The organism is Streptomyces sp. NPDC051684, assembly GCF_044453445.1.
Classification (GTDB): domain Bacteria; phylum Actinomycetota; class Actinomycetes; order Streptomycetales; family Streptomycetaceae; genus Streptomyces.
In genome coordinates, this window is record NZ_JBITCS010000009.1 from 207,394 (window position 1) to 228,157 (window position 20,764).

Annotated in this window: 17 protein-coding genes; 12 read left to right on the top strand and 5 right to left on the bottom strand. The window is 70.3% G+C overall.

What is annotated here, in order from left to right; translation table 11 throughout:
* The first annotated feature begins 100 nt into the window (after positions 1 to 100).
* A complete protein-coding gene (locus tag ACIA8D_RS14075) occupies positions 101 to 1,891 on the top strand; it encodes a glycosyltransferase family 2 protein (RefSeq protein ID WP_399231817.1) in 1,791 nt (596 codons plus the stop codon).
* 3 nt (positions 1,892 to 1,894) lie between these two features.
* On the top strand, positions 1,895 to 3,850 hold the full coding sequence (locus ACIA8D_RS14080) for a galactose oxidase-like domain-containing protein (protein WP_399231819.1): 1,956 nt from the start codon (positions 1,895 to 1,897) through the stop codon (positions 3,848 to 3,850).
* A 52-nt stretch (positions 3,851 to 3,902) separates the two neighbouring features.
* On the opposite strand, the gene ACIA8D_RS14085 is transcribed toward ACIA8D_RS14080, so the two are convergent.
* Both ACIA8D_RS14085 and ACIA8D_RS14090 read right to left on the bottom strand, forming a co-directional pair.
* Positions 3,903 to 4,994, bottom strand: coding sequence for a glycoside hydrolase family 6 protein (locus ACIA8D_RS14085; protein ID WP_399231821.1), 1,092 nt, complete (start codon positions 4,992 to 4,994; stop codon positions 3,903 to 3,905).
* A gap of 109 nt (positions 4,995 to 5,103) precedes the next feature.
* Entirely contained in the window at positions 5,104 to 6,096 is a 993-nt protein-coding gene (locus ACIA8D_RS14090) for a DUF5937 family protein (RefSeq protein WP_399231824.1), read from the bottom strand.
* Between the two features lie 77 nt (positions 6,097 to 6,173).
* Between ACIA8D_RS14090 and ACIA8D_RS14095 the strand changes: the two genes are divergently transcribed.
* The 6 genes from ACIA8D_RS14095 to ACIA8D_RS14120 all read left to right on the top strand — a co-directional run bounded on the left by ACIA8D_RS14095 (position 6,174) and on the right by ACIA8D_RS14120 (position 12,691).
* Positions 6,174 to 7,433 (top strand): MFS transporter, encoded by a 1,260-nt coding sequence (locus ACIA8D_RS14095; RefSeq protein WP_399231826.1) that lies wholly within the window; start codon positions 6,174 to 6,176, stop codon positions 7,431 to 7,433.
* A 21-nt stretch (positions 7,434 to 7,454) separates the two neighbouring features.
* Entirely contained in the window at positions 7,455 to 7,964 is a 510-nt protein-coding gene (locus ACIA8D_RS14100; protein WP_399231829.1) for a MarR family winged helix-turn-helix transcriptional regulator, read from the top strand.
* Between the two features lie 73 nt (positions 7,965 to 8,037).
* Positions 8,038 to 8,376, top strand: a complete 339-nt coding sequence (locus ACIA8D_RS14105; RefSeq protein ID WP_399231830.1) for a DUF3817 domain-containing protein — start codon at positions 8,038 to 8,040, stop codon at positions 8,374 to 8,376.
* Between the two features lie 136 nt (positions 8,377 to 8,512).
* Entirely contained in the window at positions 8,513 to 9,583 is a 1,071-nt protein-coding gene (locus tag ACIA8D_RS14110) for an acyl-CoA dehydrogenase family protein (RefSeq protein ID WP_399231832.1), read from the top strand.
* Between the two features lie 74 nt (positions 9,584 to 9,657).
* Complete coding sequence (locus ACIA8D_RS14115; protein WP_399231833.1) at positions 9,658 to 11,358, top strand: methylmalonyl-CoA mutase; 1,701 nt, start codon at positions 9,658 to 9,660, stop codon at positions 11,356 to 11,358.
* 241 nt (positions 11,359 to 11,599) lie between these two features.
* Complete coding sequence (locus tag ACIA8D_RS14120; RefSeq protein WP_399231835.1) at positions 11,600 to 12,691, top strand: alpha/beta fold hydrolase; 1,092 nt, start codon at positions 11,600 to 11,602, stop codon at positions 12,689 to 12,691.
* Positions 12,692 to 12,723: 32 nt separating this feature from the next.
* Here ACIA8D_RS14120 and ACIA8D_RS14125 read toward each other — a convergent pair whose 3' ends face one another.
* On the bottom strand, positions 12,724 to 13,386 hold the full coding sequence (locus ACIA8D_RS14125) for a TetR/AcrR family transcriptional regulator (protein WP_399231837.1): 663 nt from the start codon (positions 13,384 to 13,386) through the stop codon (positions 12,724 to 12,726).
* A 330-nt stretch (positions 13,387 to 13,716) separates the two neighbouring features.
* Here ACIA8D_RS14125 and ACIA8D_RS14130 point away from each other — a divergent pair, with 330 nt between their 5' ends.
* From ACIA8D_RS14130 to ACIA8D_RS14145, 4 genes are all read left to right on the top strand, one after another.
* A complete protein-coding gene (locus ACIA8D_RS14130) occupies positions 13,717 to 14,691 on the top strand; it encodes a tetratricopeptide repeat protein (RefSeq protein ID WP_399231839.1) in 975 nt (324 codons plus the stop codon).
* Between the two features lie 645 nt (positions 14,692 to 15,336).
* Positions 15,337 to 15,954 (top strand): DUF6230 family protein, encoded by a 618-nt coding sequence (locus ACIA8D_RS14135; RefSeq protein ID WP_399231841.1) that lies wholly within the window; start codon positions 15,337 to 15,339, stop codon positions 15,952 to 15,954.
* Positions 15,955 to 16,110: 156 nt separating this feature from the next.
* A complete protein-coding gene (locus ACIA8D_RS14140) occupies positions 16,111 to 16,677 on the top strand; it encodes a DUF6114 domain-containing protein (protein ID WP_399231843.1) in 567 nt (188 codons plus the stop codon).
* Positions 16,678 to 16,783: 106 nt separating this feature from the next.
* A complete protein-coding gene (locus ACIA8D_RS14145; protein WP_399231844.1) occupies positions 16,784 to 17,938 on the top strand; it encodes a hypothetical protein in 1,155 nt (384 codons plus the stop codon).
* 104 nt (positions 17,939 to 18,042) lie between these two features.
* On the opposite strand, the gene pyk is transcribed toward ACIA8D_RS14145, so the two are convergent.
* Positions 18,043 to 19,473: a pyruvate kinase gene (gene pyk, locus ACIA8D_RS14150; RefSeq protein WP_399231846.1), complete on the bottom strand. Its 1,431-nt coding sequence runs from the start codon at positions 19,471 to 19,473 to the stop codon at positions 18,043 to 18,045.
* A 74-nt stretch (positions 19,474 to 19,547) separates the two neighbouring features.
* A complete protein-coding gene (locus ACIA8D_RS14155) occupies positions 19,548 to 20,762 on the bottom strand; it encodes an acetate kinase (protein ID WP_399231848.1) in 1,215 nt (404 codons plus the stop codon).
* Between the last annotated feature and the right edge of the window lie 2 nt (positions 20,763 to 20,764).

Here is a 20,764-nt window from a genome sequence, read left to right on the forward strand (position 1 = left end):
CCCATACCTCACTCTTACGCCCCCCTCTGGTCGACACGCCCGGGAAAGTCCCCTTTTGTTGGGGTACCGAGAAGGCGAACACCAGATCGTGGAGGGCGCTGTGCGGCCTGACGAGGGCTACGACTACGACACCTACAGCAGGCTCGCCGGGCCGCTCACCGAGCCGCCCGGCGACGGCGGCTACCGGGTGCAGTACACCTCGCTCCTGGCGAACGAGCCGCACCGAATACGGGCGATCCTCCTGATGACGCTCGCGCCACTGCTCACCGGGGCGCTGCTCGTGTACTTGGTGTGGCCCACCCACTGGGTGGAACGCGAGGGCGGCGAACGCTGGTTGGTCTCGCTCGACATCGTGATGCTCGTCGCGATCGGGCTCATCGAGCTGTTCATGGTCGTCAACGTCATATCCATCGCCCACGCGACGATGGTCGCCAGGGACCCGATCCCCGTCCGCGCCGAGCCCGGCACGCGCGTCGCGTTCCTCACGACGTACGTCCCCGGCAAGGAACCCCTCGCGATGGTGCGGTCCACCCTCGAGGGCGCCGTGCGCATCGCGCACGAAGGACCGCTGGACATCTGGCTCCTGGACGAGGGCGACGACCCCGACGTCAAGCGGCTCTGCGCGCAGCTCGGCGTCCGGCACTTCACCCGCAAGGGCATCCCGGAGTGGAACCAGAAGAAGGGCCCCCACAAGGCCCGTACCAAGCACGGCAATTACAACGCCTGGCTCGCCGCGTACGGCGCGGACTACGACTTCTTCGCCTCCGTCGACACCGACCACGTGCCGCACCCCGAGTTCCTCCAGCGGATGCTCGGCTACTTCCGCGACCCCGACGTCGCGTTCGTCGTCGGCCCGCAGGTCTACGGCAATTACGACTCCCCGGTCACCAAGGCCGCCGAGTCCCAGCAGTTCCTCTTCCACGCGCTGATCCAGCGCGCCGGAAACCGCTACCGCGCCCCCATGTTCGTCGGCACCAACAACGTCGTACGGATCTCCGCCCTGAAGCAGATCGGCGGCCTCGTCGACTCGATCACCGAGGACATGGCGACCGGCTTCGAGATCCACCGCCACCGCAACCCGGACACCCATGAGCGCTGGCGCTCCGTCTACACGCCCGACGTGCTCGCGGTCGGCGAGGGCCCCGCCTCCTGGACGGACTTCTTCACCCAGCAGACCCGCTGGTCGCGCGGCACGTACGAGACGCTGTTCCGGCAGTACTGGAAGGCCCCGGCCTCGATGCCGCCCGGCCGCCTCTTCTCGTACACGATGATGCTCGTCTACTACCCGATGACGGCCGTCAACTGGCTGCTCGGCGTGCTGAGTTGCGTGCTGTTCCTGTGGACCGGAGCCTCCGGCACCCAGGTGTCCGCGTCCGTGTGGCTCATGCTCTACAGCGACGCCGCCGCCCTCCAGATCGGCCTCTACCTCTGGAACCGGCGGCACAATGTCTCCCCGCACGAACCCGAGGGCTCCGGCGGCCTCGCCGGCATGGGCATGTCCGCGATCTCCGCGCCCATCTACCTGAAGTCGCTCGGCGCGGCCCTGCTCGGCCGCCCCAGCCGCTTCGTCGTCACCCCCAAGGGCGGCGACGCCAGCGCCGACCAGCCGCTGACCTTCCGTATCCATCTGGCCTGGGCGGGCGTGCTCGCCACCTCGCTCGTGGCGTCCGTCGCCCTCGACCACACCCACGTGGCCATGCGCACCTGGGCGGTCCTCGCCCTGGGCATCGCGCTCGCGCCCCCCGTCGTGTGGTACGCCACGCAGCGCCGCGAGGCCGCTGCCGCTGCCGCCGCCGCGACCGAGACCGAGACCGCCAGGAGGGCGGAGCTCGAACCGGTCCGCACCGTGCAGCCGGCGACGCCCCGTACGTCGACCACAGGAGGGAACTGACGCATGGCCTACAGACCTTCGCGCCGGATGAAGAAGACCGTCTTCGGAGCGGGCGGCGTCGCCCTCCTCGTCGGCCTGAACGCCCCGGCCGCCTGGACCTTCGCCACCGAGCGGTACGAGGACTGGAAGATCGCCCAGCCCGGCTACAAGGCCAAGTACGGCTCCTGGTCGCAGGTCGAGATCCCCGAGGAGTACCGCACCAACGCCATCCACGCCGCGCTGCTGCACACCGGCAAGGTCCTGATCGTGGCGGGCTCGGGCAACGAGCAGAAGAAATTCGACGCGGGCACCTTCGACACGGTCCTGTGGGACCCGAAGGCGAACACCTTCAAGAAGATCCCGACCCCGGCCGACTTCTTCTGCGGCGGCCACGCCCAACTCCCCGGCGGGCGCCTCCTGGTGGCGGGCGGCACCGCCCGCTACGAGCGGCTCGACGGCGAGGTCGACAAAGCCGGCGGCGGCATGCGCGTCAAGAACGAGAGCCCCGACAAGGCGGTGCACCTGAAGAAGGGGACGACGTTCCGTTCCCCCTCCGGCACCGAGTACGTCTCCAAGTTCGACGTGACCGTGCCCAAGGCGACGCGCACCTTCGACAAGAAGCGCAACGCCGCCGGTGTCATGCAGCCGTGGAAGACCAGGGTCAAGGCGAGCGAGTCCCGGGTCTTCGTCGAGGCGGCGAAAAAGGGCAGGCAGTACGTCACCGACGACAACGCCCAGTACGAGATCGAGGGCCTGCGAGGCAAGGACGCCGACAACACGTACGGCCTCTCCGAGAAGATCACCATGGAGAAGCAGGACTTCCAGGGGATCAAGGAGGCCTACGAGTTCGACCCCGTCGCCGAGCGGTACGTGCCGGTCGACCCGATGGAGAAGGCCCGCTGGTACCCCACCCTGGTCGGCCTGGAGGACGGGAAGGTGCTCGCGGTCTCCGGACTCGACGACGTCGGCATGATCGACCCCGGCGACAACGAGATCTACGACCCGAGGACCAAGAAGTGGTCGATGGGCCCCAAGCGCTACTTCCCGACGTACCCGGCGCTCTTCCTCACCAAGGGCGGCAAGCTCTTCTACCCCGCCTCGAACGCCGGTTACGGCCCCGCCACCAAGGGACGCGTCCCCGGCCTGTGGGACCTGAAGACCAACAAGTTCGAGAAGGTCCCGGGCCTCACCGACACGGACCAGACGGAGACCTCGTCCTCGCTGCTGCTGCCGCCCGCGCAGGACCAGCGGTTCATGATCCTCGGCGGCGGCGGGGTCGGCGAGTCCAAGAAGGCGACGTCCCGCACGGCGGTCGTGGACCTGAAGGAGAAGAGCCCATCCTTCAAGACCGGGCCCCAACTCCCTCAGGGCACCCGCTACTTGAACTCCGTGATCATGCCGGACGACTCCGTGTTCACGACCAACGGTTCCAAGGACTACCGCGGCCGCAGCGCCAGCAACATCTTCAAGGCGCAGTTCTACGACCCAGAGCAGAACGCCTTCCAGGAGGCCGCCGCCCCCAAGGTCGGCCGCAACTACCACTCCGAGGCGCTGCTGCTGCCCGACGGCCGGGTCGCCAGCTTCGGCTCCGACCCGCTCTACGACAACCAGCAGAACACCAAGCTCGGCCACTTCGAGCAGCGCATGGAGATCTACACGCCGCCCGCCCTGCACCGCGGCGGCGACCAGCGACCCGTCCTCGGGTCGGGTCCCGAGACCCTGCCGGCGAGCGGTCGGGCGACGTTCCGCACGAAGGACGCGGACGGCATCGCCAAGGCCCGTCTCATGCGGCCGTCCGCCGTGACGCACACGACGGACGTGGAGCAGCGCTCGATCGCCCTCGACGTCAAGAAGTCCGAGGGGGCGGTGACGGTGGACGTCCCGAAGGACAAGACGCTGGTCCCGCCGGGTTGGTACATGTTGTTCGTGTCCGACGCGGACGGTGTGTCGTCCGAGGCGAAGTGGATTCAGGTGGAGTAAGGCTCACGGGGCCGGGGTTGCGGTCGCGGGGCTCCGCCCCGGCCCCCGCGCCTCAATCGCCGGCGGGGCTTGATTTGGCGAGCCCCAACGCGTAATCCGCCCACCACGTTCCGGCAGCCGGCCCCCCACGACACGTGCCGTCCGACTCGCCGGGCCGCTTGACCCACAGGTTCGCGTCGTTCAGGGCGTCGCCCGTGCGCGTGGTCGGGGCGGAGCCGAGCGCGCGGCCCGGCGGGTTGCACCAGGCGTCGCCCTGGCCGTCCCCGTAGGGGCCCGCTCCGTTGCGGCTGGTGTCGACCACGAAGTGCGCGCCGCCGAGCAGTCCGGAGAGCCGGCGGCCGTACGCGGCGCTGTCCTGGTCCGTCTGGAAGTTGGACACGTTCAGGGAGAAGCCGTCCGCCTTCCCGATACCGGCCCGCCGCAACGGCTCCACCAGCTTGTTCGCGTCGGGGATCCAGGCCGGGTTGCCCGCGTCGACGTACACCTTGGTGTTCGGCTGCCGCTTGAGGCGGTCGATCGCCGACGACATCAGCGCGTACCGCTCGTCCTCGTACTGCTTCGGGGTGCAGCCGCTGACGATGTGCCCGATCGCGTCCGGTTCGAGGACGACGACGGCCTTCGCCTTCCCGATGCCGGCGGCGAACGCGTCGATCCACTGGTGGTAGAAGTCCGCGCTGTGCGCCCCGCCCGCCGAGTGCTGGCCGCAGTCGCGGTGCGGGATGTTGTACGCGACCAGGACCAGCGTCTTGTTCGCCTTCGTGGCCTGCGCGGCGGCCCGGGAGATCGGTGGCCGCGGGTAGTCGCCCGGCGCCCACATGGCCTGCGGGCGCGCGGCGATCCGCTCGATCAGCGCGGCGTCGGAGCCGCGGCCCGCCCGCTTCCACTTCGCGACCTGGTCGGCGGCGTCGGAGTCCGGATCGACCCAGAAGGGCGAGGAGTCGGTGACGGAGCCGGACGGGGCGGTCCGCTGCGCGGCCTCCGCCGCGGCGTCGTGGCCGCCGCCGCTGCTGCCCGCGTCGCCGCCACCGCCACCGCCGCCGTCGGAGCAGCCGATGGCGAAGGTGGACAGCAGGATCGCGGCGCCGGCGAGCGCGAAGGTGCGGGTGGGGGTGCTGGCGGACGTGTGGGCGGGTGGGACGGGCATCCTGCCCCCTGGATCGGAGCGCGTACAGGGCGTACGAAGGTGTACGAAAGCGTAAATACCGGGCAATCGTTACACAGGGTTGCCGTTTCGCCGCGCATTAAGCGCCGCGTCAGCGGCCCTGATCGCCCGTCACGAGCGTGCCGCCCAGCGGTGTCTGCTCGTACAGGACCTGGTGTCCGCGGCGCCGCGACGAGAGCAGCCCCGCCCCGCGCAGTGCCGCCAGATGCGCGGACACGGACGACGGCGCACGGCCGAGCCGGTGCGCGAGCGCGCTGGTCGACGCGGGTTCGGCGAGCGCGCAGAGCACGTCGGCGCGGCCCCGGCCGAGCAGGTTCGCCAGCGCGTCGGGGGCCCGCGCGGCGGGCGCCGACCACAGTGCGCCGACACCCCGCGCCGGATACGCGACGGTGGGCTGCCACGGCGGATCGAAGCCGCTGACCACGTCCGGCCAGCAGAAGACGCTGGGCAGCAGCACCAGCCCCCGGCCGTCGAGGTCCCGGCTGTGCTCGCTCGCGCGGGCGCTGAGGGTGAGGGTGCCGGGCTCCCAGCCGACCCGGGGGTGCAGCTCCCGCAGCAGCCCTTCGAGGCCGACCTCGGCCAGGCGCCGCGAGTGGTACGCCACGTCGGCCTCGAGCAGCGCCCGCAGCCGGGGCCACTCGGGCTCCACCAGGACGTGCCAGGCCCGTGCCACGAGGTCGGCCAACTCCCGTACTGCGCGGGCCGGTTCGGCCGTCATCGCGCGGCCGTGCGGGGTGTCGGCGGCGCCCGGCGTGCACGCCAGCGACTGGCGGATGCCGCGCAGTGCGTCGTCGGGAGCGGTCGCCCGCAACGCGGCGATCTCCTCGTCGAAGGTGGCGGCCGGGCCGATCGGGGGCGGCCCGAGGAAGTCCGGGGAGTGCCCGCGCCGCGGCATCAGCAGCCACACCGGCGCCAGGTCGAGCCCCCGCGCGGCGTCCCGGATCCGGCGCAGCCACGGCAGGTGATAGCCGTGCCGGTCGGGCCGCTTGAGCGTACGGATCGCCTCCTGCGTCTCCCAGAGCGGCGAGATCGCGAACCGGCACCGCAGCAGGTCCTCCTGCCCGAACCGGAGATGCAACGACATCCGTCCCCCCCTCCGCCCAACATTCGCCGTACGCCGAAACACTACGACCGGCGCGAGGCACTCGGCAGTCTGCGGCCATGACCAGCGAAACGCCTCCCGAACGCCCCGGCTACGCAAGGCTCTTCCGGATCGCCGAGTTCCGCGCCGTGTTCGTCGCGCACGCCGCCTCCCTGCTCGGCGTCGTCGTCGCGGAGATCTCGCTCAGTGTGCTCGTGTTCGGGCTGACCGGGTCGCCGCTGCTCAGCGCGCTCGCCTTCACGCTCGGGTTCCTGCCGTACCTCGTCGGCGGGACGCTGCTGTCCGGGATCGCCGACCGGTTCCCGGCGCGGCGGGTGCTCGTCGCCTGCGATCTCGTGTGCGCCGGGTGCGCGGCGCTGATGGCGCTGCCGACCACGCCGGTCGGCGGGCTGCTCGCGCTGCGCTGCGTCATCGCGCTCGTCTCGCCGGTGTTCAACGGCACCCGCATGGCCACCCTCGCCGATGTGCTCGGCGACGGAGACCTGTTCGTGCTCGGCCGCTCGCTGCTGCGCATCGTGTCGCAGAGCGCGCTCCTCGTCGGCTTCGGCCTCGGCGGCGTCCTGCTCACGGTCGTGTCCCCGCGCGGCGCGCTCACCGTCACCGTCGTCACCTTCCTGTGCTCGGCGACCCTGCTGCGCCTGGGCACGAAGGCGCGCCCCGCGCGGGAACGGGAAGCGGACCGGAGCGGCGCCCTCCTGGAGTACTCGCTGGCCGGCGCCCGGCAGGTGCTCGGGCACCGCCGCATCCGCGCCCTGCTGCTCCTGCTCTGGGTGCCGCCCATGTTCGTGATCGCGCCGGAGGCGCTCGCCGCGGCGTACGCGGACGAGATCGGGGCGGGCGCGGCGACCGTCGGACTCCTGATGTGCTCGATGGCCGTCGGGACCGTCGTGAGCGAACTCGCCGCGGGCTCGCTGCTCTCGCCCTCGGCCCGCTCCCGTATCGCGCTGCCGCTCGCGTCGGCGACCCTGCTGCCGCTGATCGGCTACGCGCTCAAGCCCGGCCTCGCGTGGGCGGTGGTGATCCTGCTGCTGGCCGGGGCCGGCTCCGCGTACACGCTCGGGCTAGACCGCTGGTTCGTGGACGCGGTGCCCGAGGAACTGCGCGGCCGGGCGATGGCGCTGCACAGCGCGGGCCTGATGACCATCCAGGGCGTGGGCGCCGCGCTCGCGGGGGCGGCCGCCGAGTTCCTCGACGTGTCCACCGTCGTGGCCGGCGCCGGGCTCGTCGGAGGGCTGTGCTGCGCGGCGCTCGCCCTCGAAGTGCGGGCCACGGCACGCGGCGAAAGCCCAAAGGCCGAGACGGGGCTGACCGCCATATGACCGCCCGGTAAGGTCGGATGCGTGCCGAAGCCCCTCTCTCTCGCCTTCGATCCGATCGCCCGCGCCGACGAACTCTGGAAGCAGCGTTGGGGATCCGTGCCGTCCATGGGCGCGATCACCTCGATCATGCGCGCGCACCAGATCCTGCTCGCCGAGGTCGACGCGGTCGTCAAGCCGTACGGGCTCACGTTCGCGCGCTACGAGGCGCTGGTCCTGCTCACCTTCTCCAAGGCGGGCGAGCTGCCGATGTCGAAGATCGGCGAGCGGCTCATGGTGCACCCCACGTCCGTGACGAACACGGTCGACCGGCTCGTGAAGTCCGGCCTCGTCGACAAGCGCCCCAACCCCAACGACGGGCGCGGCACGCTCGCCACGATCACGGACAAGGGCCGCGAGGCCGTCGACGCGGCCACCCGCGACCTCATGGCGATGGACTTCGGCCTCGGCGTGTACGACGCGGAGGAGTGCGGCGAGATCTTCGCGATGCTGCGGCCCCTTCGGGTGGCGGCGCACGACTTCACGGACGAGTGAGAACCGGCGGGTGAGACCAGGGCCACCCCGGCCCGCCCGAAGATCGCGCAAAACGGGCGGTTACCCTCGACCCATGAAGAAGAGCGTGCTGACCCGCTACCGCACCATGGCCTACGTGACCGGTGTGCTCCTGGTCCTCCTGTGTCTCGGCATGATCGCCAAGTACGCGTTCGGCATGGACGGCGCCGCGGACTTCACGCGCGTCATCGCCATCGCGCACGGCTGGCTGTACGTCGTGTACCTGGTCTTCGCCTTCGACCTGGGTTCCAAGGCCAAGTGGCCGGTCGGCAAGCAGCTGTGGGTGCTGATCGCCGGCACGATCCCGACCGCCGCCTTCTTCGTGGAGCGCAAGATCTCCGCGGAGCTCGAGGGCAAGGTCGCGGGCGACGCGTCCAAGCTCGCCAAGGCGTAACCCCGGCCACGCACCGGACTTCGCGCGCGTCCCTCCGAGAGGAGCGGACGCGCGCGTTTTTCTGTGACCGGGGGAGCGCGTCCGGACCTGACACCGTGTCCCCACCGGCACGTACGGCCCCGAGGAGAGCACCCGCATGACCGCCACCGCACCCCGCCTTGAGGACCACCCGCTGGTGGCCGCCGCCCGACGGCTCGCCGCCGACGTCCTCGCGCCCGCCGCAGAGGCCCACGACCGCAGCGGGGTCACCCCGGAGGCGATCGCCGAGGTCCGGGCCTCGGGCGTGCTCGGCGTGCACGCGCCCGTCGAGTACGGCGGCTCGGGGGCGTCGGCCGCCGTGGGGCGGGAGGTCGCGGAGATCCTTGCGGGCGCCTGCTGCTCGACCTTCTTTGTCCAGGCCCAGCACCACACGCCGGTACGCACCCTCGCCACGGGCCGCGCGGCGGCCCGCGAACGCTGGCTGCGTCCGCTGTCCGAGGGCACCGCGCTCGCGGGCATCGCCTTCTCGCACCTGCGGGCCTTCCCGAAGCTGCCGGTGCGCGCGACGCGGCTCGCGGACGGCGGGGTGCGCTTCGACGGGCGGGTGCCCTGGTACACGGGCTGGGGCCTCAACGACGTGTTCCTGCTCGGCGGCGCGACCGAGGACAGCGAGGTCGTCTTCGCCGTCGCCCGGCCGCGCGAGCAGCCGGGCCTCACGCCGACCGAGCCGCTCCAGCTGGCCGCGCTCACCGGCACCCGCACCGTCGGCCTGCACCTGGACGGACTCACGGTGACCGAGGAGGACATCGTCGTACGACTGCCGTACGAGGAGTGGGCGCGCGCCGACCGGCCCAAGAACACCAACACCAACCCGGCCGTCCTCGGCGTCGCGCGCGCCGCGCTCGACCTCCTCGACGCGTCCGGCGACACCGAGGCGAAGGAGACGGCGGGCGTGCTGCGCGAGCGCCTCGACGGCGTCCGCCGGGACGCGTACGCGCTGGTCGACGAGGTACCGGCGGGGGAGCGGCTCGCGGACCGGCTGACTGTGAAGACCCGCGCGTACGACCTGATGCGGGCGGCGACGACGGCGGCGATCGTGGCCGGGGGCGGACGTGCCTTCGGCCTGTCGGCGCCGGCCCAGCGGCTGGCCCGCGAGGGGCTGTTCCTGGTGGTGCAGGGGCAGACGGCGGACGTGCGCGCGGCGCATCTGGCGGCGCTGCGGGCCTGAGCCCGTCCGGGTTCGCGGCGATCGGACGCCGTGGCCCATCGACATTTAGTAGGACGTCCAAGTAAATTTGAAGCATGGACGCTGACGCGATCGAGGAAGGCCGCCGACGCTGGCAGGCCCGTTACGACAAGGCCCGCAAGCGGGACGCGGACTTCACCACGCTCTCCGGGGACCCGGTCGACCCCGTCTACGGGCCGCGGCCCGGGGACGCGTACGAGGGCTTCGAGCGGATCGGCTGGCCGGGCGAGTACCCGTTCACCCGCGGCCTCTACCCGACGGGGTACCGGGGGCGTACGTGGACGATCCGCCAGTTCGCCGGGTTCGGCAACGCCGAGCAGACCAACGAGCGCTACAAGATGATCCTCCGCAACGGCGGCGGCGGGCTGTCCGTGGCCTTCGACATGCCGACGCTGATGGGGCGGGACTCCGACGACCCGCGCTCGCTCGGCGAGGTCGGGCACTGCGGTGTCGCGATCGACTCGGCGGCCGACATGGAGGTCCTGTTCAAGGACATCCCGCTGGGCGACGTCACGACGTCGATGACGATCAGCGGCCCCGCGGTCCCCGTCTTCTGCATGTATCTGGTCGCGGCCGAGCGCCAAGGGGTGGACCCGGCGGTCCTGAACGGCACGCTCCAGACCGACATCTTCAAGGAGTACATCGCGCAGAAGGAGTGGCTCTTCCAGCCCGAGCCCCATCTGCGCCTGATCGGCGACCTGATGGAGCACTGCGCTTCCTCCATCCCCGCGTACAAGCCGCTCTCGGTCTCCGGGTACCACATCCGCGAGGCGGGCTCGACGGCCGCGCAGGAGCTGGCGTACACGCTGGCGGACGGCTTCGGCTACGTGGAACTGGGCCTTTCGCGCGGCCTGGACGTCGACGTCTTCGCCCCCGGCCTCTCCTTCTTCTTCGACGCCCACGTGGACTTCTTCGAGGAGATCGCCAAGTTCCGCGCGGCGCGCAGGATCTGGGCCCGGTGGATGCGCGACGTGTACGGGGCGCGGAGCGAGAAGGCCCAGTGGCTGCGCTTCCACACGCAGACGGCGGGCGTCTCGCTGACGGCGCAGCAGCCCTACAACAACGTCGTCCGTACGGCGGTGGAGGCGCTGGCAGCGGTCCTCGGCGGCACCAACTCCCTCCACACGAACGCCCTCGACGAGACCCTCGCGCTGCCGAGCGAGCAGGCCGCCGAGATCGCGCTGCGCACGCAGCAGGTCCTCATGGAGGAGACCGGCGTCGGCAACGTCGCGGACCCCCTGGGCGGTTCCTGGTACATCGAGCAGCTCACGGACCGGATCGAGGCCGACGCCGAGAAGATCTTCGAGCAGATCAAGGAGCGGGGCCTGCGGGCGCATCCGGACGGGCGGCACCCGATCGGGCCGATCACGTCCGGGATCCTGCGCGGGATCGAGGACGGCTGGTTCACGGGGGAGATCGCGGAGTCGGCGTTCCGGTACCAGCAGTCCCTGGAAAAGGGCGAGAAGCGCGTGGTCGGGGTGAACGTGGCGGAAGGTTCCGTCACGGGCGATCTGGAGATCCTGCGGGTCAGCCACGAGGTCGAGCGGGAGCAGGTGCGGGTGCTCGGCGGCCGCAAGGCGGGCCGGGACGACGCGGGGGTGCGGGTGGCCCTCGACCGGATGGTGGCGGCGGCGCGGGACGGCTCCAACATGATCGCCCCGATGCTCGACGCGGTCCGCGCGGAGGCCACCCTCGGCGAGATCTGCGGGGTGCTCCGCGAGGAGTGGGGCGTCTACACGGAGCCGCCGGGCTTCTGACCTCAACCGTGGCCGGTGCCGCCTTGCCCACCCTGCCGCCCCAGGCGGCAGATTGCCCAAGGCGGGGGGGCGGCCGTATCGGGTGGGCGAATCAAGCCCCGCCGGCGATTGAGGCGCGGGGGCCGGGGCGGAGGCCCGTGGCGTCAACGCCGGTGCGGCGGGCGGCAGCTGACAGGTGTCACCACGTGATCTTGGGGTAGGCGCGGGCACGCCAAGTGCCCACGCCTACCCAGGAGTCACCGTGCCACTGTCCGCGCTCAACCGCACCACAACCACCGTCGGCGCCGCCACCCTCGCCCTCCTCGGCGGCATCGCCATCGGCGCTGCCGGCACGGTGAGCGCGAGCCCGCCCGCCGAACCGAAGGTGCAGAACCACTTCGACTCCCTCGGCGCCGACGTCCACGCCGCCGACCTGTCCTCGGGCCGCACCGCCCACTACACGGACTCCGGCCCGGCCGACGGCACCCCCGTGCTCTACATCGGCGGCACAGGCACCAGCGCCCGCGCCGTCCACATGACCGACTTCATGCGCACCACCAGAGAGAACCTGGACCTGCGCATGATCACGGTCGAGCGCAACGGCTTCGGCGACACCGATTACGACCCGAAGCTCGGCAAGGCCGACTACGCCAAGGACGCCCTTGAGGTCCTCGACAAACTCGGCGTGAAGAAGTTCAAGGTGATCGCGATATCCGGCGGCGGCCCGTACGCCGCCGAGATCGCCGCGAAGGCCCCCGAGCGGATCAGCGCCCTGCACCTCGGCGCGGCCCTCCCGCCGTACGGCGAGAAGCCCTCGTACTGCGGCCTGACGGACGACCAGCTGGCCGCCGCCGTCAAGGACGAGATCAAGGACCCGCGCAAGTGGTGGGCCTTCCCCGACGACAGCCCGGTCAAGTCGATCCCCGGCTTCGCCGACACCGCGTACGAGGAGGGCGCCCGCACCTACAACCAGCGCGGCCAGCAGGCCGATCCGGCGCCGCAGGTGCACGAGCAGCGGCTGTACTGCGACCGTCCGGGCCCGGACCTGTCGAAGCTCAAGGCGCCCGTGTTCCTCTACCACGGCGACAAGGACACGACCGTGCCCGCGAGCACCCTCAAGGCCTGGCGCGACAACCTGCCCGAGTCGGCGCCGGTGAAGACCCGTACGTACGCCGACACCGGGCACGACGTCCAGTACCGCCACTGGGACCAGATCCTGGTCGACCTGGCGGGCCGCTCCGACCGCACGGTGGTCTGCCACGACCGGCGCACGCGCGCGCTGCCGGCGACCGAGGCGGACGCCCTGGTGTCCAAGAAGCGCGCCACGCTGGGCAGCTGCGCCTGGAACGACTAACAGCGGGCACCCGTAGACAGCACTGAGGACAGCTACTTGGTCGCGGCGGCCGCGAGCCCTCCCAGCAGGAGGGCCGTGAACCGCCGCACCCACTCCGCGTCGGCCGGCTCCGCGCTCACCAGGGTGCGGTGCACGACCGCCCCCGCCGCCACGTCGTAGATGAGATCCGCCGTGGCCGCGGCGGCGGCCGGGTCGGGGGCCGGCGGGAGCTCCCCGCGGCGCTCGGCCCGCGCCCGCCCCTCCAGTACGAGCCGCTTCTGGCGGTCGACGATCGACGTCCGGATCCGGTCCCGCAGCGGGGCGTCGCGGGTGGACTCGGCGACCACGGCCATCAGCGCCGTCTTCGTCTCCGGCCGGTCCAGGATCGCCGCGAACTGCCGCACCACGCCCTCCACATCGGCCGCAAGCGAGCCCCGGTCGGGCAGTTCCAGCTCGTCGAAGAGGACCGCGACCGCGTCCACCACGAGCTCGCTCTTGCCCGGCCAGCGGCGGTACAGCGTCGTCTTCGCGACACCCGCGCGCGTGGCCACGTCCCCGAGCGTGAGCTTCGACCAGCCGAGCTCCACGAGCGCCGCCCGGGTCGCCTCCAGAATCGCCTCGTCGGCCGCGGCGGAACGCGGACGCCCCGTCCGTACGTTGGCAGGGGGAGAGGGCTGTGACGAAGGGGACGAGGGAGACGGCGTGCGGCGCTGCATGGTCGTTGACCATACCGGCGGGTACGGCGGAAAGATCGCGTGAGGCAGATCACCGGGTGATCACGGGGACCCCGGTTCCCGCGTCCCGGTCACGGCAGTTACGCTACGAGTCGTAGCGAAAGCTGCGCGATCTCGTACGAGCGTCCCGGATCTGCACCCTGGGGCGGCCCGGACGAGCGGCAACCACAAGGCGCCGGGTGGGGATCCGGTGCCGAAAGCACACCAGGCCGAGTCCGCTCCGTGCCTCCAAGATGCGTCTCGCATTCCGGCGGGAGGTGCACGGGGCAGGACCCGGCCCACAACTGTCCGCGGAAGGGGGAGACTGTACGCATGCAGCCACGGAACATGTCCATGAGCGGAGTCGTCGACCTCGCCGCGGTGAAGGCGGCCCAGGAGGCCAAGGCGAAGGCGGAGCAGACGCGCGCCGAGCAGGCCCGTACGGGCGGTGGCGGCGCCGTGCCGCCGTCGAGCCTGGTCATCGACGTCCAAGAGGCCGACTTCGAAAGCGCCGTACTGCAGCGCTCCGCCGAGGTGCCCGTCGTCATCGACTTCTGGGCCGAGTGGTGCGAGCCCTGCAAGCAGCTCAGCCCGCTCCTCGAGCGGCTCGCCGCCGAGTACAGCGGCCGCTTCGTGCTCGCCAAGATCGACGTCGACGCCAACCAGATGCTGATGCAGCAGTTCGGGGTCCAGGGGATCCCGGCCGTCTTCGCCGTCGTCGCGGGCCAGGCCCTGCCCCTCTTCCAGGGCGCCGCCCCCGAGTCCCAGATCCGGGGCACGCTCGACCAGTTGATCCAGGTCGCCGAGGAGCGCTTCGGCCTCACCGGCATCGCGGTCGACCCGCAGGCGGAGGGTGAGGCGCCGGTCGTGGCGGAGGAGCCCCCGGCGGGCCCCTACGACGCGCTCCTCGAGGCGGCCGTGCAGGCCCTCGACGCCGGCGACCTCGACGGCGCCGTGCAGGCGTACAAGAACGTCCTGTCCGACGACCCGGGCAACACCGAGGCCAAGCTCGGCCTCGGCCAGGCGCAGCTTCTCCAGCGCGTGCAGGGGCTCGACCCGCAGCGGGTCCGCCAGGACGCCGCCGAGAAGCCCGCCGATGTGCAGGCGCAGATCGCGGCGGCCGACCTGGATCTGGTCGGCGGTCATGTCGAGGACGCCTTCGGCCGGCTCGTCGAGACGGTGGGGCGCACGGCGGGCGAGGAGCGGGACGCGGCGCGTGTACGACTGCTCGAACTGTTCGAGGTCGTGGGTGGCGACGATCCGCGCGTGACGACGGCGCGTACGGCTCTGGCCCGAGTTCTTTTCTGAGTCGTCAGTGACCAGTTGTTAAACACTGCGGCTTGTGATGCCGAAGTGAAAATTTCGTCCGCGAGGGCGCACAGCGGCCGCGCTTTACCAAAACTTGGTAATCGCGGCCGCTGTTACTTGGAGTAAGTCGGGCCTGATCTTCTGTCCGATTCCGTCCCGTATTCAACCTGTATAAAAACTCCGTTGACGGCACCCTCAGTTGCTGTTCGGTGCCGCTGTGTCCGTGTTCGGTTATCCGTCCGTTACCCGCGAGTAACGAACCCCCTTGTGTCTGCGCCTCGAATGCACCACGATCGGGCACGCTCGGTCCTCTACCCACCGTCCGACAGCCAATCGTGCGGCGGGGTTTTTGGGTCCCCACCGAGTGGTCGACGGCGAACCAAGGGGAGCGCCGGCGGTCCAGGACAGGGGGGTCTCAACCATCCGGTTGGGCCTGTCCGGCAGGTTGCGCGTGATGGCTCAGGTGCGACCAGTGGTTGTCGCTCGGGGGTGATCGCCGGTGATCAAGGTGCGGTGCAGACCAAGCACTTCCGATGCGGGCGCTCTCCTTCCCGAGGACGTAGCACTTCTCCCATCCCTGCCCGGCTGAGCCGCCTCTAGGGGCAGTCAGGGCCGGAGATGTACGTCCGAGAAGGAGGAACAGTCATGAAGTCCGTGACTCGTGGCGGAACCAGATGGAAGCGGTTCGCCGTAGTCATGGTGCCGAGCGTCGCGGCGACCGCCGCGATAGGCGTGGCCCTGTCCCAGGGTGCGCTCGCGGCATCGTTCAGTGTGTCGGGTCAGTCGTTCAAGGTGACGGCGGACTCCCTCGACGGCAAGGGCTTTGTCCAGTACGGAGCCGTCGACTCCGGCAAGACGGGTAACCACCCGGTCGCCGTTGTCGGCATGAAGACCGCGACGATCAACAACCTCTGCCAGTCGGTGGTTGTCCCCGTCCCGGTCTTCGGCGATGTATCGATGAAGCTGTCGGCCGGTGCGAACAAGAGCGCCCCGGTCGAGGCCAAGACCCTCTACATCGACGCCGATGACCTGAAGGCCGATGCGACCTTCAAGAACATCGACATCGGTGTGGCCGCGGGTGACGCCAAGAAGGGCCCCGGTATCCACCAGGGCGACAAGGCCGACCCCAACGCGTTCGCCCAGCAGGCCGACTCGGTGCACTTCGAGAACGTCCAGCAGCGTGCGTGGGCCACGACGGCCGGCACCTTCAAGCTCTCCGGCCTCAAGATGAAGGTCCAGAAGGGCAAGCACGAGTGCTACTAGGCCCACAGGGCCCGAGTGCGGGCCGGGGGCTTGGCACTTGATGAGCTGAACGGCCGGGCGCGGGGGCACTCGCAGTGACGTGGGGTCGTCCCCGTGCCCGTTTCCGGAAAGCCACCATCACCACAGATCAACGCCTTTCCCGAGGAGCTGTACGACATGAGCGCCGAAGCGCACGCAGGACTGGGCCCCAAGCTTGGTCAGATGCGCCAATCGTTCCGAGGGTGGCGCGGTCAGCGCCCGTTCTGGGGCGGTCTGCTGTCAATCCTCGGCGGCCTCCCGATCATGTACTTCCCGTACGCGAACCTCGCGATCGGCAACATGACGATCAAGATGGCGACCACGGCCGGTGCCGGTTCGCTCATCATCGGCGTCCTGCTGGTCGTGCTCGGCCTGACGATGTGGTTCCAGCCGCACTCCCGTGTGTTCGCGGGCGTCGCGGCGATTCTTCTCGCCCTGGTCTCCCTCGTGGTTTCGAACTTCGGCGGCTTCGTCATCGGTTTCCTGCTCTCCCTCGTCGGAGGTGGCCTCGGTATCGCCTGGGCACCGGCGGAGCGACAGGACGACTCGGCCGGGAAGGGCGGTGACCAGGCCACGTCCTCCCAGGACGCGGCGCCGGTCGTGCCGCCGGTTGCGGGAGCCACCTATCAGGTCGCGGGCGTAAACGACGACGTGTCAGGGACGAGCCCGAACAACGGGACGAACGGGAGGCACCGTGCCGGCTGACGAGGTGCAGTACGAGGGCTCTTCAGAGCCCCGTGCGAGAACCGGGCCGCGGCATGCGGCGCGGCGGCATGCGGCACCAAAGAAGCATCTCTTTACCAAGATGCACATGCCCGCGGGCAAGGCGGTGGCGATCGCGGCCATGCCCACGGCCGTGCTCATGGGACTTGGTCTGACGCCGACGCTCGCGTCGGCCAAGGACAACCCGACGAAGTTCTCGGTCGACGACTACAAGGCGTGCGCCGACGCCATGGAGTCGAACAAGGACGACGGGTCCGACGAGGCCAAGGACAAGGACAAGGCCAAGGAGTCGGCCAAGCCGACCCCGAAGCCGTCCGCCTCGGCCTCCAAGGACGGCTCCGAGGAGACGAAGGAGAAGGCGACCCCGACTCCTTCGCCGTCCACGGAATCGCAGGACTCGGACAGCAAGGACGCGGCCACGCCGTCGCCCTCGGCGTCCGAGACCAAGAACCCGCTGGACCCGCTGGGCGTCGGCGACGCCCTGAAGAAGGCGTTCACGCCCGACGACAAGGAGTCCGAGAGCGCGACTCCCGCACCGTCGGCGTCCTCGAAGGACTCCGGCGGCCTGCTCGGTGGCACCACCGACAAGGTGGACGACACGGTCAAGGACACGACCGGGTCGGTCAAGGACACCACCGACAAGCTCGGCGACACGGTCAAGGACACCACCGACAAGGTCAAGGACACGACCGGCAAGGTGGGGGACGCGGCCAAGGACGCGACCAAGAACGTGGGCAACCCGCAGGGCTCCGGCGATGTGCCGGACAACTGCCCCGCGGCCACGGACGCGTCGGGCGCCGACGAGGACACCCCGTCCCAGCTCCCGGACAAGACCTGGAAGCTGGAGGCCAGTTCGCTCCTGCTCAAGGGGGCGGACTACAAGGGCCTGGTGGACGTCCGGATGGCCGACGGTTCGACCAAGCGCGTCATGAAGTACATCATCTCCAAGGGCACGGACATCGGTGATCTGCACCAGATCGCCCCGGGCCCGGACGGGAAGTTCTTCCACATTCGTTCGGACAAGGGCTCCACGTCCACCATCCGTGACGGGCAGACGACGATGTACACGGAGGAGCTCTCGGGCAACCTGTTCGGGCTCGTTCCGCTGACGTTCAACGCCAAGAACCCGCCGCCGCTCAACCTGCCGACCCTGTTCTTCACGAACGTCAAGGTCACACAGGCCTCGCAGTTCGGTGGAACCCTGCACGTGCCCGGTCTGCACACCACGGTCGAGGACAGCTGACCGTAGCCTCAAGGCCGGTTCGGGATCCGCATATGACAAAGGGCGCCCCCTCAAGGGGGGCGCCCTTTGTCATGCGCTCATGTGCTCGGGCACGCGGTGACGCGTCAGTCGCGCTCGCCGCCGCCCAGGTGGTGCACCCGGACCATGTTGGTGGTGCCGGGGACGCCGGGGGGCGAGCCGGCGGTGATGACCACGGTGTCGCCGTCGTCGAAGCGGGCCAACTTCACCAGCTCCGCGTCGACCAGGTCGACCATGCCGTCGGTGTTGTCCACGTGCGGCACGACGTGCGACTCGACGCCCCAGCTCAGCGAGAGCTGGTTGCGGGTCTCCTCGTCCGTGGTGAACGCGAGGATCGGCTGCGCGGCGCGGTAGCGGGACAGCCGGCGGGCCGTGTCACCGGACTTGGTGAAGGCGACCAGCGCCTTGCCGTCCAGGAAGTCCGCGATCTCGCACGCGGCGCGGGCCACCGAACCACCCTGCGTACGCGGCTTCTTGCCCGGCACGAGCGGCTGGAGGCCCTTGGAGAGCAGCTCCTCCTCGGCCGCCTTGACGATCTTCGACATCGTCTTGACGGTCTCGATCGGGTACGCGCCGACCGAGGACTCGGCCGACAGCATGACCGCGTCGGCACCGTCCAGGATCGCGTTCGCGACGTCGGAGGCCTCGGCGCGTGTCGGGCGCGAGTTGGTGATCATCGACTCCATCATCTGGGTCGCGACGATCACCGGCTTGGCGTTGCGGCGGCACATCTCCACGAGGCGCTTCTGCACCATCGGGACCTTCTCGAGCGGGTACTCGACGGCGAGGTCGCCACGGGCCACCATGACCCAGTCGAAGGCGGCGACGACGCCCTCCATGTTGGCGACGGCCTGCGGCTTCTCGACCTTGGCACCGACGGGGACGCGACGCCCCTCCTCGTCCATGATCTTGTGGACGTCCTTGACGTCGTTGGCGTCGCGCACGAAGGACAGGGCGACCATGTCGCAGCCCATCTTCAGGGCGAACCGCAGGTCCTCGATGTCCTTCTCGGACAGGGCCGGGACGTTCACCGCCGCGCCGGGCAGGTTGATGCCCTTGTGGTCGGAGATGACACCGCCCTCGACGACGATCGTCTTCACGCGCGGGCCGTCGACCTCGACGACGCGCAGCTCGACGTTGCCGTCGTTGATCAGGACCTGGTCGCCCTTGGAGACATCGCCGGGCAGACCCTTGTAGGTCGTGCCGCAGATCGACTTGTCGCCGGGGACGTCCTCGGTGGTGATGGTGAACTCGTCACCGCGCACCAGCTCGACGGGGCCCTCGGCGAAGGTCTCCAGGCGGATCTTCGGGCCCTGGAGGTCGGCGAGCACACCCACGGCGCGGCCCGTCTTCTTGGCGGCGGCGCGAACACGGTCGTAGCGACCCTGGTGCTCGGCGTGGGTGCCGTGGCTGAAGTTGAAGCGGGCCACATTCATGCCGGCCTCGATCAGCGAGACGAGCTGCTCTTCGGAGTCGACGGCGGGGCCCAGCGTGCAGACGATTTTGGAACGGCGCATGGGGGCGATCCTATCGGTTTGTTTCGCTACGGAATATTCCGTCTGGTGGAATCTACAAATGGGCGGGTGGGCGCTCAGTCGTTGCGGTTCTGTACCAGGGCGTAGGTCTGCTGCGCGATCTCCAGCTCCTCGTCGGTCGGCACCACGGCCACGGCCACGCGGGCGTATTCGGGGGAGATGAGCCGGGGTTCGTCGGAACGTACGGAATTGAGCTCTCCGTCGACCGCGAGACCCAGCTCCTCCAGGCCCGCCACCGCAGCCTCGCGCACCGGCGCCGCGTTCTCGCCGACCCCGGCCGTGAACGCGACGGCGTCCACCCGGCCGAGCACCGCGTAGTAGGAGCCGATGTACTTCTTCAGGCGGTGCACGTAGATGTCGAAGGCGAGCTTCGCCTCCTGGTCGCCCTCGTCGATCCGGCGGCGGATCTCCCGCATGTCGTTGTCGCCGCACAGGCCGATCAGCCCGGACTTCTTGTTGAGCAGGTCGTCGATCGCGTCCGCCGACATCTTCGCAACGCGCATCAGATGGAAGATGACGGCCGGATCGACGTCTCCTGAACGCGTACCCATCACGAGCCCCTCAAGCGGCGTGAGCCCCATCGAGGTCTCCACGCACTGCCCGGCGCGGACCGCCGAAGCGGAGGCGCCGTTGCCCAGGTGCAGCACGATGACGTTGACGTCCTCGGGCCTCTTGCCGAGGAGCGCGGCCGTCTTGCGGGAGACGTACGCGTGCGAGGTGCCGTGGAAGCCGTAGCGCCGCACGCGGTGCTCGTCGGCGGTCTTCACGTCGATCGCGTAGCGCGCGGCCGACTCCGGCATCGTCGTGTGGAACGCCGTGTCGAAGACGGCGACCTGCGGCAGGTCCGGGCGCAGGGCCTGGGCGGTGCGGATGCCGGTCAGGTTCGCCGGGTTGTGCAGCGGCGCCACCGGGATGAGCCGCTCGACCTCCTTGAGCACCGCGTCGTCGATGACGGTCGGCTCGGTGAACAGCTTGCCGCCGTGCACCACGCGGTGGCCGATCGCGGCCAGCTCGGGGGAGTCCAGGCCGAGCCCGTCCTCGGTCAGCTCCGCGGCGACCGCCTTGAGCGCCTCTTCGTGGTCGGCGATCGGCCGGTTCTGCTCACGGGACCCGCCGCCCGTGGCGAGCGGCGTGTGCTTGAGGCGGGAGGTCTCCTCACCGATCCGCTCGACCAGGCCCAGGGCGAGGCGAGAGCCGTCCGCCATGTCGAGGAGCTGGTACTTCACCGACGAGGAGCCGGAGTTGAGGACGAGGATGCGAGTCGCAGTCACGG

What these genes read in the sequence shown, in the direction of transcription:
- ACIA8D_RS14080 (WP_399231819.1), top strand. Translation starts at nt 1,895, where the DNA reads ATGGCCTACAGACCTTCGCGCCGGATGAAGAAGACCGTCTTCGGAGCG.
- ACIA8D_RS14085 (WP_399231821.1), bottom strand. Translation starts at nt 4,994, where the DNA reads ATGCCCGTCCCACCCGCCCACACGTCCGCCAGCACCCCCACCCGCACC.
- ACIA8D_RS14090 (WP_399231824.1), bottom strand. Translation starts at nt 6,096, where the DNA reads ATGTCGTTGCATCTCCGGTTCGGGCAGGAGGACCTGCTGCGGTGCCGG.
- ACIA8D_RS14095 (WP_399231826.1), top strand. Translation starts at nt 6,174, where the DNA reads ATGACCAGCGAAACGCCTCCCGAACGCCCCGGCTACGCAAGGCTCTTC.
- ACIA8D_RS14105 (WP_399231830.1), top strand. Translation starts at nt 8,038, where the DNA reads ATGAAGAAGAGCGTGCTGACCCGCTACCGCACCATGGCCTACGTGACC.
- ACIA8D_RS14110 (WP_399231832.1), top strand. Translation starts at nt 8,513, where the DNA reads ATGACCGCCACCGCACCCCGCCTTGAGGACCACCCGCTGGTGGCCGCC.
- ACIA8D_RS14115 (WP_399231833.1), top strand. Translation starts at nt 9,658, where the DNA reads ATGGACGCTGACGCGATCGAGGAAGGCCGCCGACGCTGGCAGGCCCGT.
- ACIA8D_RS14125 (WP_399231837.1), bottom strand. Translation starts at nt 13,386, where the DNA reads ATGCAGCGCCGCACGCCGTCTCCCTCGTCCCCTTCGTCACAGCCCTCT.
- ACIA8D_RS14130 (WP_399231839.1), top strand. Translation starts at nt 13,717, where the DNA reads ATGCAGCCACGGAACATGTCCATGAGCGGAGTCGTCGACCTCGCCGCG.
- ACIA8D_RS14135 (WP_399231841.1), top strand. Translation starts at nt 15,337, where the DNA reads ATGAAGTCCGTGACTCGTGGCGGAACCAGATGGAAGCGGTTCGCCGTA.
- ACIA8D_RS14140 (WP_399231843.1), top strand. Translation starts at nt 16,111, where the DNA reads ATGAGCGCCGAAGCGCACGCAGGACTGGGCCCCAAGCTTGGTCAGATG.
- ACIA8D_RS14145 (WP_399231844.1), top strand. Translation starts at nt 16,784, where the DNA reads ATGCCCGCGGGCAAGGCGGTGGCGATCGCGGCCATGCCCACGGCCGTG.
- pyk (WP_399231846.1), bottom strand. Translation starts at nt 19,473, where the DNA reads ATGCGCCGTTCCAAAATCGTCTGCACGCTGGGCCCCGCCGTCGACTCC.